The organism is Streptomyces canus (genome assembly GCF_030815415.1).
GTDB lineage: Bacteria > Actinomycetota > Actinomycetes > Streptomycetales > Streptomycetaceae > Streptomyces > Streptomyces canus_F.
In genome coordinates this window covers 2,394,745-2,410,580 of the sequence record NZ_JAUSWW010000001.1, presented here as the reverse complement: position 1 = coordinate 2,410,580, position 15,836 = coordinate 2,394,745, and the positions used below count along the sequence as shown (strand labels likewise).

Below are 15,836 nucleotides of genomic sequence, written 5' to 3'. Positions count from 1 at the left end.
TCCGGCATTCCCTACTGCCGGTAGCCGCTCAGGAACCGCCCGATCCGCCCGATCGCCGCCTCCAGGTCGTCGGCGTGAGGGAGCGTCAGGATGCGGAAGTGGTCGGGGGTGGGCCAGTTGAAGCCGGTGCCCTGGACGACCTGGATCTTCTCCCGCAGCAGCAGGTCCAGGACGAACTTCTCGTCGTCGTGGATCTTGTACACCTTGGGGTCGAGCCGCGGGAACGCGTACAGCGAGCCCTTCGGCTTCACACACGACACCCCGGGGATCTCGTTGAGCTTCTCCCAGGCCACGTTGCGCTGTTCGTACAGCCGGCCGCCCGGCACGGTCAGCTCGCGGATGGACTGGCGGCCGCCGAGCGCGGCCTGGATGGCGTACTGGGCGGGGGCGTTGGCGCACAGCCGCATGGAGGCCAGCATGGTCAGGCCCTCCAGATAGTCCTTGGCGTGCTGCTTGGGGCCCGTGATCACCAGCCAGCCCGAGCGGAAGCCGGCCACGCGGTACGTCTTGGACAGACCGCAGAAGGTCAGCACGACCAGGTCCGGGGCGAGCGCTGCGGCCGAGTGGTGCACGGCGTCGTCGTAGAGGATCTGGTCGTAGATCTCGTCGGCGAAGACCATCAGGCCGTGCCGGCGGGCGAGGTCGAGGATGCCCTCGACGATCTCCTTCGGATAGACCGAGCCCGTGGGGTTGTTGGGGTTGATGATCACGACGGCCCGGGTGCGGTCCGTGATCTTCGACTCCATGTCGGCCAGGTCGGGGTACCAGTCGGCCTGTTCGTCGCACAGATAGTGGACCGCCTTGCCGCCGGCGAGGGTGGTGACCGCCGTCCAGAGCGGGAAGTCCGGGGCGGGGATGAGGACTTGGTCGCCGTCCTCGATGAGCGCCTGGACGGCCATCGAGATCAGCTCGGAGACGCCGTTGCCGAGGAAGACGTCGTCGACGTCGATCTCCAGGCTCAGGGACTGGTAGCGCTGCGCGACCGCCCGGCGGGCGGAGAGGACGCCCTTGGAGTCCGTGTAGCCGTGCGCCTGCGGGAGCATCCGGATCATGTCCTGGACGATCTCCTCCGGCGCCTCGAAACCGAAGAGCGCCGGGTTGCCGGTGTTGAGGCGCAGCACGCTGTGCCCTGCCTCCTCCAGCGCGTTGGCGTGCTCGATCACCGGGCCGCGGATCTCGTAACAGACCTCGCTGAGCTTGCTGGACTGCCGGAACTCCATGCGCTGCTGCCTCTCCGGTTTCTGGTGTTGCTTGGTTTTACCAAGTAGCCGCTTGGAAAGTCCAACGACTTGTCTAGACTGCGTCGCATGTCACCTCGCCGAAGCTACGACCAGTACTGCTCCGCCGCGCGTGCGCTCGACACCGTCGGCGACCGCTGGACCCTGCTGATCGTCCGCGAGCTGCTCGCAGGCCCGCGCCGCTACTCGGACCTGCACGCGGATCTGCCGGGCGTCAGCACGGACGTACTCGCCTCGCGGCTGAAGGACATGGAGCGCGACGGACTGGCCACCCGGCGCAGGCTGCCGCCGCCCGGCGCGGCGAACGTCTACGAACTCACGTCCCGGGGACGGGAGTTGCTGCCCGTACTGCAGGCGCTGGGCGCGTGGGGCGAGGCGGAACTCGGAGAGCTGCGGCCGACGGACGCGGTGCGGGCGCACTGGTTCGCGCTGCCGATGCTGCGCGCCCTGCGGGACCGGGGGGAAGGCGAGGGGCTCGTCGAAGTCCGGCTGGAGGAAGGGCACTTCCATCTGAACGTCGGCGCCGAGGACGGGCCGGTCTACGGCGACGGGCCCGCGCCCGGGGAGCCCGACGCGCGGCTCGTCCTGGACACCGGGACCTGCGCGGCGATCAGCCGCGGAGAGGTGAGCGTGACCGACGCGGTCCGGGACGGACGTATCGAGGTGACCGGCGACGGAGCGCTCGCGAAGGCCCTGCGGGAGGCATGAGGCAGACATGCGAGAAGGCCCGCCGCACTGAGCAGCGGGCCTTCTCCCAGGACTTCTTGATGTCCCGTCAGGCGCCCGGCGGCACCTGCCGCGGACGTCCCGCCCCGCGCGTCAGGGTGTACCCGCCGACCCCCGCGAGCGCGGCCAGCACACCGCCCAGCACGGTCCACACCCAGCGGTCGGACCACCAGCCCGAGGACCAGCCGTCCTCGGGCTCGATGGCGGACAGCACGGCCGACGACTCCGAGGTCTCCTCGTCGGACGCGGACGTGACCGCGATGCCCGGCACCAGCGGCTCGGCCAGTGAGCCGTCCACCGCCGCCGCGCCGCCGATGTCCTTGGAGTCGGCCCGGACCGAGGTGTCGACCGGTTGGCCGAGGTCGGCCGTGGCGAGGCCGACGGCCGTCAGCCGGATGTAGTACGTCCCCGGCAGCGGGTCGTTCGCCCACGGCTCCGACCAGGCGCGGACCGTGCGCAGCACACAGGCCAGCTCCACGGAGGCGGCGTCCGCCGCGGCGGTGCGGGTCTGCGCGCCGTACTGGCAGGCCTGGCGGCGGCGCAGTCCGTCGTACACGTCGACCTGCCAGGTCTGCGCGGCATGCGTCTTCGGCAGCTTCACCGTCGCCTTCACGGTGGGGCGCTGTCCGGCGTCGGCGGGGAACGACCAGTACTGGTAGTCACCGGTGGAGCCGCTCGCCGTGGCCTGCTGCCCCTGCTCGATCTCGGTCGCCGTACGGAACGACGTACCGGCCGAGGTGGGCGCGGCGTCGTCGGCGGAGGCCGAGGGGGAGGGCGACGAGTCGGCGGCCGCGGGGGAGACCGCCAGCCCGAGCATGAGCGCCGCGGCACTCAACACGCGTGTGATCCTCATCAGTTGGTCCTCCAGACCGCGACCCGCCAGCGCGACAGCCAGCCCCAGAGCACACCGGCGAGGAAGCCGGTGAGGATCAGTACGCCGAGCAGCCACCAGCCACGTCCGAGACCGAACGAGGCCACGTCGTCGGCGGCCGAGGGCGCGTCCACGACGTCCACGGTCAGTTCGAGCGGCAGACCGGGCGTGGTCTTCACACCGGAGGCGGCCGAGAGGGAGTGGGTGACCTGGAGGCAGACGACTTCGGCGGCCGGCTTGTCGCTGTCGTCGTCGTCCCGTTCGGGCTTCGGATAGCGCAGCCCGGTGGAGACGACGTCCGTGCGCCCGTTGCCGGCGGCCTCGCCGCGCACGATCTCACGGCCGTGCACGGTGACGGCCCGCAGCAGGGTCCCGTGGGCGGGGTTCACGGCCCGGTCGGCCGCCACACTCACCGAGGCCCGCAGCTCCTGTCCGTTGAAGACCTCCACGCGGTACCAGCGCTCCTGCCCGAACTCCTCGCGGTCCGTGTAGAGCCCGGACTTCAAGGTGGGCGCCTTCGCGCACTCGGCGGCGCCCTCGGTGGCCACCGGCGTCACCACCGGGTCGGCCGCTCGGTCCACCAACTGATTGACCTTGTCGGTGAGTTCCTCGGTGTGCTCCACCGAGGTGTACGTACCGCCCGTCGCCTCCGCGATGCAGCTCAGCTGCTGCCGCATCTTGGTGTTCGGGACCAGGCCGAGCGTGTCGATGGTCAGACCGATGCCCTTGGCGGCGATCTCGCGGGCCACCTCGCACGGGTCGAGCGGGGCGCAGGTGTCCTCGCCGTCGCTGATCAGGACGATCCGCTTGGAACCGGCGCCCTCGGTGAAGTCGTCGGCCGCCTTCAGCAGCGCGGGCCCGAGCGGCGTCCAGCCGGTGGGGGAGAGGGTCGCCACCGCCGTCTTGGCCTCGGTACGGTCCAGCGTGCTGACCGGATAGAGCTGCGCGGTGTCCTTGCAGCCCGTCTTCTGGTTGTCGCCGGGATAGTTGGCGCCGAGGGTCCGGATGCCGAGCTGGACCTCCTCGGGCGTAGCGTCCAGCACCTCGTTGAAGGCCTGCTTCGCGGCGGCCATCCGGGTGCCGCCGTCGATGTCCGCCGTCCGCATGGAGCCGCTCACGTCGAGGACGAGGTCGACCTGGGGCGCGGTCCCGCCCGTGGGTTCGCCGGCGGCCGCCCCGGTCGGGAGGGCGATCCCGGCCGTGAGGGCGGCGAGCAGGGTGCACACTCCTGCCGCCAGCCGTTTACGTGTGATCATCGGCGGATCCTATTGATCAGGAGTGCCGCACTCCAAAACGGGCCGGGTTCGGCAGCCGCGCCCACTGGTCCCCGGGCGTCCCCGGTGACAGTCTCATCAGCGTCAACGCCTTCGCGGGCAGCGGGTTCTCGACAAGCGCCACCAGATCCGGTGTGCGCGGAAGATCACCTACGACGGTCTCCAGCGCCGCGCCCAGCGCCGTACCCGAACCCGCCGTCCCCGCCAGGGCTCCGGCGACCAGTGCCCCGAACAGCTTGCGCCGCAGGGTGGTTTCGTCGTCCGTGACGATCCGGCCCGTCAACTCCGGTACCGGGAGCCCGTGTCGCGTCAGCCGTGCCGGGCTGACCCGGATGTCGGCGAGGTCGCGATAGACCAGCCGCAGCGGGGCGCCCGTCGAGGAGAGCACCACCAGGAGGTTCTGGCCGTGTGCCTCCAGCGCCACGCCCAGCTCCAGCAGCCGCAGCCCCACGGTGAGCGCGAGCCGCGCGAACTCCGCCAGCCAGCCCGGGGATTCGGGCAGCCCGGTGGTGGCGAGCGCGGCCACCGGGACGACGCGCTCGCCGCTCCCGGCGTACATCTGCGGCGATTCGCGCAGGACGGCGGCCAGGTCGGGGGAGTGGGCCGTGGCGGCGCCCAGGGTGCGGGTGAAGTGCAGCAGACCGTCCGTGTGCGCGGTGAGCGTCTCCGCGAATGCCGACAGGGTCGCCGACAGGCCGATCGAGTAGATGGAGATGTCCCGCAGCGAGGACGTCAGCCGGGCGCTCAGGGCCGTCTTCACATGCGGACCGCCGTCGGCCAGGGCCAGCGTGCGCAGGGACATCAGCGGATGCGCCACCGGCCCCTCGTCGCCCGCCCGCTTCAGCACATGGGCCGCCTGCCAGGGATGCACCGGGATCAACAGCCGCCCCCCGTCCCGCATCCCGTCCGGCCACCCGCCGGTCACCAGGCACTCGTCTGCCCTGACCGGCATGAGGCGCAACGCGACGAGCGGCCGGTGCTCGGGACCGTACGCCAGCTGCTCGGCCACCGAGAAGCCGGGCCGGGAACGGCAGTTGGGGTGGTACGGGTGTCCGTCGACCACTCGCTGCTCCCATTCCCAGTCGGTCCCGGGCCACTCGTCCGCAGGGTTCTCCTGCCCGGCCCGTGACAGCGCCGTCGAGGCGACGCTGTGGCCGAGCTCGGCGGCCAGTTCCGGGCCGTGCGGTACGCCGAGGTCGGTCGTCAGCCGTGCCGGATCGTCGTACGCCAGGTCGTCGAGGTGGACGACGGTGACGTACGCGGCGGTCGCGTACGGGTCGGCGGGCGGCCCCTGGAGCCGGCGTCCGTCACGGAGGCGCAGGACGAGGGCGTCCCGGGCGCGTTCGCGACGGGTGACCCAAGGCAGCGGCTCATGGGCCAGCGCCCGCCACAGCCGGGTCAGTACGGCCGCGCGGGCGCCGGGGAGCTCGGCCGTGTACCGCGACACGAGGTCGGGGCGCACTGCGGCCAGCTCTTCGGCGACCTCGGCCTCGGCGGTGGGGGGACGGTGCACGGGCGGGCTCCTCGGGTACGGGTAGGGCGTCACGGCGGGGGTGACGACATAGATACTGATCGTCTCCGCCCGCCCGTAGAGAACGAGTGAACCGCGTGGACCTCATTCCCCCGGCCGCCGCCGACGCCCATGCCTCGGCGCCGCTGCTCAACTGTCTGCTGCGCGAGGTCGCCGAGCCGCTCCCGGGCTCCGGCGAGCCGCGCACGCACAGGCTGCCGAGCGGGCGACTGCTGCGGGTGCGCGGCGAACGGCGGCCCGCGGACCCCGAGGTGGACGTCGGCGGTCACTGGCGGCGCATCGGCCACACGGAGCTCGTGAAGCTCGTCGTCGAGGAACTGACCCGCCACACCGGCCTGTCCAACCCCGACCTGCCCGCCGAGATGATCGACAGCCGGGACGCGGTGGCCGCGATCCTCGCCGCACGCGCGCGTGCCACGCCGCCCATGGACCCGTACCTGCTCTCCGAGCAGTCCCTCCTCACGGGCCACCCGTACCACCCCGCCCCGAAGGCGCGCGGCGGCGGCCCGGCCGCCGGCTGGCTGCCGTACGCGCCCGAGGCGCACGCCCGCTTCCCGCTGACGCTGCTCGGCGTACGCGAGGACACGGTCGTGGACGAGGGCGACACCGCCGCCCTGGACGCCCTCGGTGCGGCCCCGCCCGGCTACCGGCTGCTGCCCGCCCACCCCTGGCAGCTCGACCTGGTCGACCTCTCGGACGCCTTCGCCGACGGCCGTCTGATCCGCCTCGGCACCACCGGCTTCGACGCCTGGCCCACGGCCGCGATCCGCACCCTGTACGCCCCCGAGCACGACCTGTTCCTGAAGTTCAGCCTGGACGTGCGGATCACCAACGACATCCGCCGCCTGTGGCGCCACGACCTGCTCAGACTCCGTACGACCGACGCGGCGGCGGTCCGCGCGTTCGCCGGGGGGCCGGCGGCCTGGCTGTCGGACCGCGGCTACCGCACTGCCGACTTCGCCTTCGAGGAACTGGCGGTCCTGGTCCGCGACGGCTTCCACGGCCATCTCAGGACCGGCGCAACCCCGCTGCTGGCCGCGGGCCTCGTGGAGGGCTTCGAGGGCAGCCCGTCCGGGGGCGCGGCCTGGTGGGAGGCGTATCTGCGCGCCGTCGTACCGCCCGCCCTCGCCGCCTTCGCCGACCATGGCGTCGTACTCGAGGCACATCTGCAGAACACGCTGGTCGCCGTCGACCCGGGCGGAACGCCTGTGCAGGCGCTGTTCCGGGACGCCGAGGGCGTGAAGCTGCTGTCGGACGTGGGCCGGGCGGCCGGGTGGGAGCGGCTGGTGTACACGCTGGTCGTGAACCATCTGTGCGAGGTCGCGGCCGTCCTCGCCGAGCGGCATCCCGGTCTCGACCCCTGGCCCGCCGTCCGCCGTGAACTGGTCCGCCACGACCTTCCGGAGATCAGGGCCCTGCTCGCCTCGCCCACCCTGCCCGGCAAGACCAACCTGCTGCTGCGCTGGACCGGAGCCGACGGCGCGGACGCGCGCTACCTCCCCCTTCCTAACCCGCTGGCCGCCACATGATCTGAATTACCCTGGCCCGTGTGCTGCGCGATGTGACTGCTGTTCGATACGTGACCCCGCTGCGGTCCGGCGGCTCCGTGCCCGGAGTCGTCGAGGCCGACGACCTGGGGACGTACGTCGTGAAGTTCACCGGCTCCGCACAGGGCCGCAAGGCCCTGGTCGCCGAGGTGATCGTCGGCGAGCTGGCCCGCGCGCTCGGACTGCGCTTCCCCGAACTGGTCCTCGTGCACTTCGACCCGGCGATCGCCGACAGCGAGCCCCACCAGGAGGTGCGCGAACTCCACGGCGCCAGCGCGGGGATCAACCTCGGCATGGACTACCTGTCGGGCGCCGCGGACTTCACCCCGGAAGTCGCCAGGACGTTCCGCGTCGATTCCCTGGAGGCGGGCCGGATCGTCTGGCTCGACGCCCTGACCGTGAACGTGGACCGTACCGTCCACAGCTCCAACCTCATGGTCTGGCCCACGCTCGGCGTCGCGCCCCCGCGCCTGTGGCTGATCGACCACGGCGCGGCCCTCGTCTTCCACCACCGCTGGGACGGCTCGGACCCCGCCAAGCGCTACGACTTCCGCCACCACGCCCTCGGCCACTACGCCCCCGACGTACGCGCCGCCGACGCGGAGCTGGCGCCGAAGGTCACCGAGGAACTGCTGCGCGCCGTCGTCGCCGAGGTCCCCGACGCCTGGCTGACGGACTTCGACGCGCCGTCCCTGGCGCGTGAGGCCTACGTGGAGTACCTCCACGCGCGCGTCCAGGCCTCGCAGGCCTGGCTGCCCACCGACTTCCCCACCCGGGAGGAACTCGCCGCGGAGGAGGCCCTCCGCGCGGCGAAGACACAGCAGGGCCGTCCGGACTGGCTGAAGCGGGTCCCCGACCTGCACGGCAAACCGGCGGCGGAACAGGATTGGTCGGTGCACCTCGGATGAGTCCCGTCGTACAGATCGAGTACTGCACCCAGTGCCGCTGGCTGCCCCGCGCGGCCTGGCTGGCGCAGGAGCTGCTCACGACCTTCGAGACGGAGCTGGGCGAGCTGTCGCTCAAGCCCGGCACCGGTGGCGTCTTCGTCGTCCGGGTCGACGACGAGGTCGTCTGGGACCGCAAGAAGCAGGGCTTCCCGGAGCCCACCGCCGTGAAGCAGGCCGTACGCGACCGAGTGGCCCCGGGAAAGTCCCTGGGCCACTCGGACAGGGCCGCGCAGGAGGACGTCAGCCCTTGAGTTGCTCGTACGCGGGCAGCGTCAGGAAGTCCGCGTAGTCGGCGTCGAGGGAGACCTCCAGGAGCAGGTCGTGCGCCTGCTGCCAGTGGCCGGCGGCGAACGCCTCCTCGCCGAGTTCCGCGCGGATGTTCGTGAGCTCCTCGGCGGCGATCTCGCGGGCCAGCTCGGGCGTGGCCTTCACCGTCTCTCCCGCGTGCTCGAACTCGACGCCCGCGTTGATCCACTGCCAGATCTGCGAGCGCGAGATCTCGGCGGTGGCCGCGTCCTCCATCAGGTTGAAGATGGCGACCGCGCCGAGACCGCGCAGCCAGGCCTCGATGTAGCGGATGCCGACCTGGACGGCGTTGACGAGACCGTCGTACGTCGGCCTGGCGTCCAGCGAGTCGATCGCGATCAGGTCGGCCGCCTCGACGTGGACGTCCTCGCGGAGGCGGTCCTTCTGGTTCGGCCGGTCGCCGAGGACCTTGTCGAAGGACTCCAGGGCGATCGGGACCAGGTCGGGGTGGGCGACCCAGGAGCCGTCGAACCCGTCGCCGGCCTCGCGGTCCTTGTCGGCGCGGACCTTCTCGAAGGCGACCTTGTTGACCTCGGCGTCCCGGCGGGACGGGATGAACGCCGCCATGCCGCCGATCGCGTGCGCGCCGCGCTTGTGACAGGTGCGGACGAGGAGTTCGGTGTACGCCCGCATGAACGGGGCGGTCATCGTCACCAGGTTGCGGTCCGGCAGGACGAACTTGGCGCCGCCGTCACGGAAGTTCTTGACGATGGAGAACAGATAGTCCCAGCGGCCCGCGTTCAACCCGGAGGCGTGGTCGCGGAGTTCGTAGAGGATCTCCTCCATCTCGTACGCCGCCGTGATCGTCTCGATCAGGACGGTGGCGCGGATGGTGCCCTGGGGGATGCCGACGTAGTCCTGCGCGAAGACGAACACGTCGTTCCACAGGCGGGCTTCGAGGTGCGACTCGGTCTTGGGGAGATAGAAGTACGGGCCCTTGCCGAGGTCGAGCAGGCGCTGGGCGTTGTGGAAGAAGTACAGGCCGAAGTCGACGAGGGCGCCCGGCACCTGGGAGCCGTCGGCGTCGACGAGGTGGCGCTCGTGGAGATGCCAGCCGCGCGGCCGCATCACGACGGTGGCGAGCTCCTCGTCCGGGCGCAGGGCGTACGACTTGCCCGACTTCTCGTCGGTGAAGTCGATGTTCCGGGTGTACGCGTCGGCCAGGTTGACCTGGCCGAGGATCACGTTCTCCCAGGTGGGCGCCGAGGCGTCCTCGAAGTCCGCGAGCCAGACCTTCGCACCCGAGTTGAGGGCGTTGATGGTCATCTTGCGGTCGGTGGGGCCGGTGATCTCGACGCGGCGGTCGTTCAGGGCCGCGGGGGAGGGGGCCACCTTCCACGAGTCGTCCGCGCGGATCGCGGCGGTCTCCGGCAGGAAGTCGAGCGTGGAGGTGCGGGCGATCTCGGCGCGGCGCTCCGCACGGCGGGCGAGGAGCTCGTCACGGCGGGGCGTGAACCGGCGGTGCAGCTCGGCCACGAAGGCGAGGGCCGCGTCGGTGAGCACCTCCTCCTGCCGGGGCAGGGGCTCGGCGTCGACGATGGCCAGCGGGGACGGCGCTGGTGCGGACATGAGCTGTCACTTCCTTCAGCGTTGGCACCGGGTGCCACTCGAACCGGGTACGGCGAGGAACGCCCTGGGAGGGATAGGGCGCTTCTGATCAGTGGATACTAGTTTCCTCATCGTGGAAGTTCAATGGTTTGTTGATGTCGAGATTCTCCGAGTCGAGCGAACGTGGCGCTGAGTGCCACCTCGCTCACTCCAGGTGCTGCAGATCTTCGACGGTGTCGACGTCGTACGGCCGGGCGACGTCCCCGCACTCGACGAGGGTGATCTCCCCGGCGCGTTCCTTCAGATAGGCACGTGCCCCCCGGTCTCCCGTGGCAGTCGCGGCGATCCCCGCCCAGTGGGCGGATCCGAAGAGCACGGGATGCCCGCGTACGCCGTCGTACGCGGCCGAGACCAGGGAGCCGGGGGACGTGTACGCGCCGAGCACGCGCGCGTACGCCTCCGGTCCGATACCGGGCTGGTCGACCAGCGACACGAGCGCGGCCCGCACGTCCGTGCCGGAGAACGAGTCGAGACCCGCTCGAAGCGAGGAGCCCATGCCCTGCTCCCAGTCGGGGTTGTCCACGAGCACGCAGCCGTCGAGCCGCGCGGTCTCGCGTACGGCGTCGGCGGCCGCGCCCAGCACCACGTGCACGCGCGCGCAGCCCGCCGTGCGCAGGACGCCCACCGCGTGTTCGATCAATGGCCTGCCACGATGTCCGAGCAGCGCCTTGGGGCGTCCGCCCAGCCGCCGGCCGCCTCCCGCGGCGAGGAGCAGCCCGGCGACCTGGTGCGTGTTGTCCGTCATGGGTCCTGCATACCTGACGCCCCGCGTGCCGGCCGGTTTCCAGGGGCTGAATTTCGGTCCGCGGAGTGGCGCGGCCCCTGTCGGCTGGCGTTTACTGACCCCCGTCCCCGGCGCCCGGCCAACGCCATGGGGCGGTTCGGGCGGGATCACGACGTAGGGCGCACAACGGCGTGCGAGGGGGGAGAGCTGTGTTGCGGAGCTTGGGACAGAGGCCGTCAGTGACCGGCAGCGACGAGGACCCCAGGGTGGCGGGCCTGCGGACCGCGGTGTCCCGGCTGCGCCGCGAACTCGCCGCGCATCCGGCCGAGTTCCCCGACCGGGGCATCGCCGAGGACGAACTCGCCGCGCTGGCCGCGATGACGATCGACGGGACACCGGAGGTGCCCCGGCTGCGGAGGTCGCTGCTGCTGATCGCGGGGGCGATCGGGTCGGTGAGCGCGCTGTCGCGGGGGCTGACGGACGTACGGAACGCGGTGGATCTGTTCGGGCAGCCGCGGCACTAGTGCCGCGGCAGGCAACGTTTGCCCCGTCGCGACGCCCGGCACGCTCCCCCACTGCCTTGAGGGCGTGGGAGGGGCCCCCACTCGCCGCACCGGCCGAAAGCCCAAGTACGTCCAGTACGAGGGCTTCCGGCCGGCACGCCGAGAGCACGCTCCCCCACCCTCGAACCGCGCTTCGCACGGCTCGGGCGGGAGGGACCCCCACGACGCCGCTCCTTGACGGGCAAACGTTGCCTGCCGCGGCACTAGGTCAGAGCGACCCGCGGTACGGGAACGGCCCCCGGTAGCCGTGGTCCGAGGTGCGGTGCTCGAACTCCTCGCACAGCCAGGTCTCCTGGACGAGCTCGGTCTGTGCGTGCCAGACCGCGAAGATGCCGTGCGGCCCGTGCTTGCCGTCCACCCGGCGGTAGAGGTCCTTGGCGTCACGGAAGCAGGCCAGCCCCGCCATCATCGGGCTGCCGGCCGGGTGGTAGTCGGACCAGGCGCACGCGACGCAGGCCCGGAGCCGGGCCGCTCGGGGCAACTCGCGCTGGAGGGCGTGCAGGGCGTGCTCGAGGTCGCCCGGGCCGGCGACGCGGTACTCGTGTCCGTCCAGACGCAGGGTGGCGGTCAGCGGCTCCGTGTCCGGGCCGCGCCCCGGCCCCCCGGGGTCCCTCAGTCGCAGGGCGCAGCGCAGCACACCCTGTCGTACGCCGTCCCCCGCCACGTCGACGGGCATCGGAACCTCCCACTCCAGGAGGCAGGAGCTCAGGCCTCCCTCGGAGAAGGAGAAGGGGAGCTCGGGCGGTTCACCGCCCAGGGCGCCGAGATCGTCCATCGACTCGCCCTCGAAGCGGACGCCCCTGATCGTCGTACGGATCAGCTCCCGGCCGTCCGACTCGAAGAGGATCTCCTCGGTGCCGTGCCGGTCGGTGTACCGGCCCGGCCAGCGCATTAAGCCGGTCATGCGGGGCTCTGGGTGGCCAGCGCCTCGGACAGTTCTCCGGCGACCTGCTGGAGCACCGGCACGATCTTGTCCGTCGCCGCCTCGGTGACCCGGCCCGCCGGACCGGAGATCGAGATGGCGGCGGCGGTGGGGGAGTCGGGGACCGACACCGCGAGGCAGCGGACGCCGATCTCCTGCTCGTTGTCGTCCACCGCGTAACCGAGCTGCCGTACGTCCGCCAGGGCCGCGAGGAAGCCCTCCGGCGTGGTGATCGTCTTCTCCGTCGCGGCCGGCATGCCGGTACGGGCGAGCAGGGCGCGCACCTCGGCGTCGGGGACGTTCGCCAGGAGGGCCTTGCCCACGCCCGTGGAGTGCGGCAGGACGCGCCGGCCGACCTCGGTGAACATGCGCATCGAGTGCTTCGACGGCACCTGGGCGACGTACACGATCTCGTCGCCGTCGAGCAGCGCCATGTTCGCCGTCTCGCCGGTCTCCTGGACCAGCCGGGCCAGGTAGGGGCGGGCCCAGGTGCCCAGCAGCCGGGCCGCGGACTCGCCGAGGCGGATCAGACGCGGGCCCAGCGCATAGCGGCGGTTGGGCTGCTGACGGACGTATCCGCAGGCCACGAGGGTGCGCATGAGACGGTGGATGGTGGGCAGCGGCAGTCCGCTGCTCGCGGAGAGCTCGCTGAGGCCGACCTCGCCGCCCGCGTCCGCCATCCGCTCCAGCAGATCGAAGGCGCGCTCGAGGGACTGGACCCCGCCAGTGGTGGACTTGGCGGAGTCGGTGGTGCTGGCGCTGGACGTCGGCACGGCGCGTTCCTTTCGGGGCGGGCGGGAAAGGGCAGAAGCCTACCCGCCAGTCGGTTGACTCCCCGCTGGTGCGTAGCTACGTTCTGCCTGTCGGAATTCTAATTCCGCCTTGTGGAAACGTCCAGAGTGTGGCGCATCGAAGCCCTTTGGAGAAGTGTGCCCTTGACGGCACGGAAGCGGGAGTGAAGACTCCTTCAACAGAACGTTGAATTCCGTTACGTGGAAGTAAATCCCGTTTCCCGGAAGTAACAACGGCGACAGAGAGGGGTCCGGGTGTCCGACGTAGAACTGGTGCTGCGCTCGACGCGCGTCATCACTCCGGAAGGGACGCGTGCCGCTTCGGTCGCCGTCTTTGCCGGAAAGATCACGGCCGTCCTGCCGTACGACGCCGCCGTCCCGGAGGGTGCCCGGCTGGAGGACGTCGGCGACCACGTCGTCCTGCCCGGCCTGGTCGACACCCATGTGCACGTCAACGACCCGGGCCGCACCGAGTGGGAGGGCTTCTGGACCGCCACGCGCGCGGCGGCGGCCGGCGGCATCACCACCCTCGTCGACATGCCCCTCAACTCCCTGCCGCCGACGACGACCGTCGACAACCTCCGTACGAAGCAGGAAGTCGCCGCCGACAAGGCCCACATCGACGTCGGCTTCTGGGGCGGCGCCCTGCCCGACAACGTCAAGGACCTGCGCCCGCTGCACGAGGCCGGTGTCTTCGGCTTCAAGGCGTTCCTGTCCCCGTCCGGCGTGGACGAGTTCCCGCACCTGGAACATGGCCGGCTCGCCCGGTCGCTGGCCGAGATCACCTCCTTCGGCGGCCTGCTGATCGTGCACGCCGAGGACCCGCACCACCTGGAGGCCGCCCCGCAGCAGGCCGGCCCCAGGTACGCCGACTTCCTGGCCTCCCGCCCGCGCGACGCCGAGGACACCGCGATCGCCCAGCTCATCGCCCAGGCGAAGCGGCTGGACGCGCGCGTGCACGTCCTGCACCTCTCGTCGAGCGACGCGCTCCCGCTCATCGCCGCCGCCAAGGCCGAGGGCGTCCGCATCACGGTCGAGACCTGCCCGCACTACCTCACCCTCACCGCCGAGGAAGTCCCCGACGGTGCCAGCGAATTCAAGTGCTGCCCGCCGATCCGCGAGTCCGCCAACCAGGACCTGCTCTGGCAGGCGCTGGCCGACGGCACCATCGACTGCGTGGTCACCGACCACTCGCCGTCGACGGCCGACCTGAAGACGGACGACTTCGCGACGGCGTGGGGCGGCATCTCGGGCCTCCAGCTGAGCCTCGCGGCCGTGTGGACCGAGGCACGCAGGCGTGACCACTCGCTCGAGGACGTCGTCCGCTGGATGTCCACCCGGACCTCCGAACTGGTCGGCCTGGACCACAAGGGCGCCATCGAGGCCGGCCGCGACGCCGACTTCGCGATCCTCGCGCCCGACGAGACCTTCACCGTCGACCCGGCGCGGCTCCAGCACCGCAACCGCGTGACGGCGTACGCGGGCAAGACCCTGTACGGCGTCGTGAAGTCGACCTGGCTGCGCGGCGAACGCATCGTCCAGGACGGCGAGTTCACGGAGCCGAAGGGCCGGCTCCTCACCCGGGACCACTGATACAGACCTCCGCACCCGCAGCGGCCGACTCCCGAAAGGCAGACCTTTGACGGCGCAGCATCAATCTCCTCCGGCTCGCTTCACCGGCGACGCGAACCCGTACGGCGGCGGTGACCCGTACGCGGACTACCGCACCGCCGACTTCCCCTTCACCCAGTACGCCGACCTCGCCGCCCGGCAGCTCGGTGCCGGAGTCATCGCCGCCAACGACGAGTTCTTCGCCCAGCGCGAGAACCTGCTGATCGCCGGGCGCGCCGAGTTCGACCCCGAGCACTTCGGGCACAAGGGCAAGATCATGGACGGCTGGGAGACGCGCCGCCGCCGCGGTGCCTCCGCCGGGCACCCGTGGCCGACGGCCGAGGACCACGACTGGGCGCTGGTCCGCCTCGGTGCGCCCGGCGTGATCCGCGGCATCGTCGTCGACACGGCCCACTTCCGCGGCAACTACCCGCAGGCGGTGTCGGTCGAGGGCACGTCGGTGGCGGGCTCGCCGTCGCCGGAGGAGCTGCTGGGCGACGACGTGAAGTGGACGACGCTGGTCCCGCGCACGGCGGTCGGCGGCCACGCGGCGAACGGCTTCGAGGTCTCGGTCGAGCAGCGCTTCACGCACCTGCGCGTCAACCAGCACCCCGACGGCGGCATCGCCCGCCTGCGGGTCCACGGCGAGGTGGTCCCGGACCCCCAGTGGCTGTCGGTCCTCGGCACCTTCGACGTGGTCGCCCTGGAGAACGGCGGCCGGGCCGAGGACGCCTCCAACCTGTTCTACTCCCCGGCCTCCAACACCATCCAGCCGGGCCGCTCCCGCAAGATGGACGACGGCTGGGAGACCCGCCGCCGCCGCGACCAGGGCAACGACTGGATCCGCTACCGCCTGGTGGCCCAGTCCCAGATCCGCGCGATCGAGATCGACACGGCGTATCTGAAGGGGAACAGCGCCGGCTGGGCCTCGGTGTCCGTCAAGGACGGCGAGAACGGCGAGTGGACGGAGATCCTCCCGCGCACCCGCCTCCAGCCCGACACCGATCACCGCTTCGTCCTCCCGGCCCCGGCGGTCGGCACCCACGCGCGCGTGGACATCTTCCCGGACGGCGGCATCTCCCGACTGCGGCTGCACGGCTCGCTCACGGAGGCCGGCGCGGCAGCCTTGGCGGCGCGGCATCAGGAGCTCGGCGGCTGACACACGCAGGGCGTCAAG

15 protein-coding genes are annotated in these 15,836 nt (G+C 71.6%); 7 read left to right on the top strand and 8 right to left on the bottom strand.

The features are described 5' to 3' along the window. Positions 1-11: 11 nt before the first annotated feature. Complete coding sequence (locus tag QF037_RS11250; RefSeq protein WP_307024161.1) at positions 12-1,220, bottom strand: pyridoxal phosphate-dependent aminotransferase; 1,209 nt, start codon at positions 1,218-1,220, stop codon at positions 12-14. A gap of 87 nt (positions 1,221-1,307) precedes the next feature. Here QF037_RS11250 and QF037_RS11245 point away from each other — a divergent pair, with 87 nt between their 5' ends. Further along, positions 1,308-1,946: a winged helix-turn-helix transcriptional regulator gene (locus QF037_RS11245; protein ID WP_307024159.1), complete on the top strand. Its 639-nt coding sequence runs from the start codon at positions 1,308-1,310 to the stop codon at positions 1,944-1,946. A 67-nt stretch (positions 1,947-2,013) separates the two neighbouring features. On the opposite strand, the gene QF037_RS11240 is transcribed toward QF037_RS11245, so the two are convergent. Genes QF037_RS11240 through QF037_RS11230 form a run of 3 tightly spaced genes read right to left on the bottom strand, consistent with a single transcriptional unit; the run spans position 2,014 to position 5,622 of the window. Beyond that, complete coding sequence (locus tag QF037_RS11240) at positions 2,014-2,817, bottom strand: hypothetical protein (RefSeq protein ID WP_307024157.1); 804 nt, start codon at positions 2,815-2,817, stop codon at positions 2,014-2,016. After that, on the bottom strand, positions 2,817-4,091 hold the full coding sequence (locus tag QF037_RS11235; RefSeq protein WP_307024155.1) for a VWA domain-containing protein: 1,275 nt from the start codon (positions 4,089-4,091) through the stop codon (positions 2,817-2,819). The genes QF037_RS11240 and QF037_RS11235 overlap by 1 nt, the downstream gene beginning before the upstream one ends. Positions 4,092-4,107: 16 nt before the next feature. Continuing rightward, complete coding sequence (locus tag QF037_RS11230; protein ID WP_307024153.1) at positions 4,108-5,622, bottom strand: IucA/IucC family protein; 1,515 nt, start codon at positions 5,620-5,622, stop codon at positions 4,108-4,110. 86 nt (positions 5,623-5,708) lie between these two features. On the opposite strand from QF037_RS11230, the gene QF037_RS11225 reads away from it, so the two are divergent. The 3 genes from QF037_RS11225 to QF037_RS11215 are packed head-to-tail and all read left to right on the top strand — an operon-like array spanning position 5,709 to position 8,385. Next, entirely contained in the window at positions 5,709-7,169 is a 1,461-nt protein-coding gene (locus QF037_RS11225; RefSeq protein ID WP_307024151.1) for an IucA/IucC family protein, read from the top strand. A gap of 20 nt (positions 7,170-7,189) precedes the next feature. Further along, a complete protein-coding gene (locus QF037_RS11220; RefSeq protein WP_307024149.1) occupies positions 7,190-8,095 on the top strand; it encodes a HipA family kinase in 906 nt (301 codons plus the stop codon). Beyond that, the gene (locus tag QF037_RS11215) at positions 8,092-8,385 is read left to right on the top strand and encodes a SelT/SelW/SelH family protein (protein WP_307024148.1); all 294 of its coding nucleotides are present in this window, start codon (positions 8,092-8,094) and stop codon (positions 8,383-8,385) included. The genes QF037_RS11220 and QF037_RS11215 overlap by 4 nt, the downstream gene beginning before the upstream one ends. Here the strand turns inward: QF037_RS11215 and aceB are convergent. Beyond that, on the bottom strand, positions 8,375-10,009 hold the full coding sequence (aceB, locus tag QF037_RS11210; RefSeq protein WP_307024146.1) for a malate synthase A: 1,635 nt from the start codon (positions 10,007-10,009) through the stop codon (positions 8,375-8,377). The genes QF037_RS11215 and aceB overlap by 11 nt on opposite strands. A gap of 184 nt (positions 10,010-10,193) precedes the next feature. After that, a complete protein-coding gene (locus QF037_RS11205) occupies positions 10,194-10,793 on the bottom strand; it encodes a nucleotidyltransferase family protein (protein WP_307024143.1) in 600 nt (199 codons plus the stop codon). Between the two features lie 218 nt (positions 10,794-11,011). Between QF037_RS11205 and QF037_RS11200 the strand changes: the two genes are divergently transcribed. Then, positions 11,012-11,296, top strand: a complete 285-nt coding sequence (locus QF037_RS11200) for a DUF5955 family protein (RefSeq protein ID WP_307024142.1) — start codon at positions 11,012-11,014, stop codon at positions 11,294-11,296. Positions 11,297-11,543: 247 nt separating this feature from the next. Here the strand turns inward: QF037_RS11200 and QF037_RS11195 are convergent, their stop codons facing one another. Then, positions 11,544-12,239, bottom strand: a complete 696-nt coding sequence (locus QF037_RS11195; RefSeq protein ID WP_307024140.1) for a DUF6304 family protein — start codon at positions 12,237-12,239, stop codon at positions 11,544-11,546. Beyond that, entirely contained in the window at positions 12,236-13,030 is a 795-nt protein-coding gene (locus QF037_RS11190) for an IclR family transcriptional regulator (protein WP_307024138.1), read from the bottom strand. The genes QF037_RS11195 and QF037_RS11190 overlap by 4 nt, the downstream gene beginning before the upstream one ends. Before the next feature lie 273 nt (positions 13,031-13,303). Between QF037_RS11190 and allB the strand changes: the two genes are divergently transcribed. After that, positions 13,304-14,641 (top strand): allantoinase AllB, encoded by a 1,338-nt coding sequence (gene allB, locus QF037_RS11185; protein WP_307024136.1) that lies wholly within the window; start codon positions 13,304-13,306, stop codon positions 14,639-14,641. Positions 14,642-14,687: 46 nt separating this feature from the next. Next, a complete protein-coding gene (gene alc / locus QF037_RS11180) occupies positions 14,688-15,818 on the top strand; it encodes an allantoicase (RefSeq protein WP_307024134.1) in 1,131 nt (376 codons plus the stop codon). Positions 15,819-15,836: the final 18 nt, after the last annotated feature.

What these genes read in the sequence shown, in the direction of transcription:
- QF037_RS11195 (WP_307024140.1), bottom strand. Translation starts at nt 12,239, where the DNA reads ATGACCGGCTTAATGCGCTGGCCGGGCCGGTACACCGACCGGCACGGC.
- QF037_RS11215 (WP_307024148.1), top strand. Translation starts at nt 8,092, where the DNA reads ATGAGTCCCGTCGTACAGATCGAGTACTGCACCCAGTGCCGCTGGCTG.
- QF037_RS11250 (WP_307024161.1), bottom strand. Translation starts at nt 1,220, where the DNA reads ATGGAGTTCCGGCAGTCCAGCAAGCTCAGCGAGGTCTGTTACGAGATC.
- aceB (WP_307024146.1), bottom strand. Translation starts at nt 10,009, where the DNA reads ATGTCCGCACCAGCGCCGTCCCCGCTGGCCATCGTCGACGCCGAGCCC.
- QF037_RS11245 (WP_307024159.1), top strand. Translation starts at nt 1,308, where the DNA reads ATGTCACCTCGCCGAAGCTACGACCAGTACTGCTCCGCCGCGCGTGCG.
- QF037_RS11240 (WP_307024157.1), bottom strand. Translation starts at nt 2,817, where the DNA reads ATGAGGATCACACGCGTGTTGAGTGCCGCGGCGCTCATGCTCGGGCTG.
- QF037_RS11235 (WP_307024155.1), bottom strand. Translation starts at nt 4,091, where the DNA reads ATGATCACACGTAAACGGCTGGCGGCAGGAGTGTGCACCCTGCTCGCC.
- QF037_RS11205 (WP_307024143.1), bottom strand. Translation starts at nt 10,793, where the DNA reads ATGACGGACAACACGCACCAGGTCGCCGGGCTGCTCCTCGCCGCGGGA.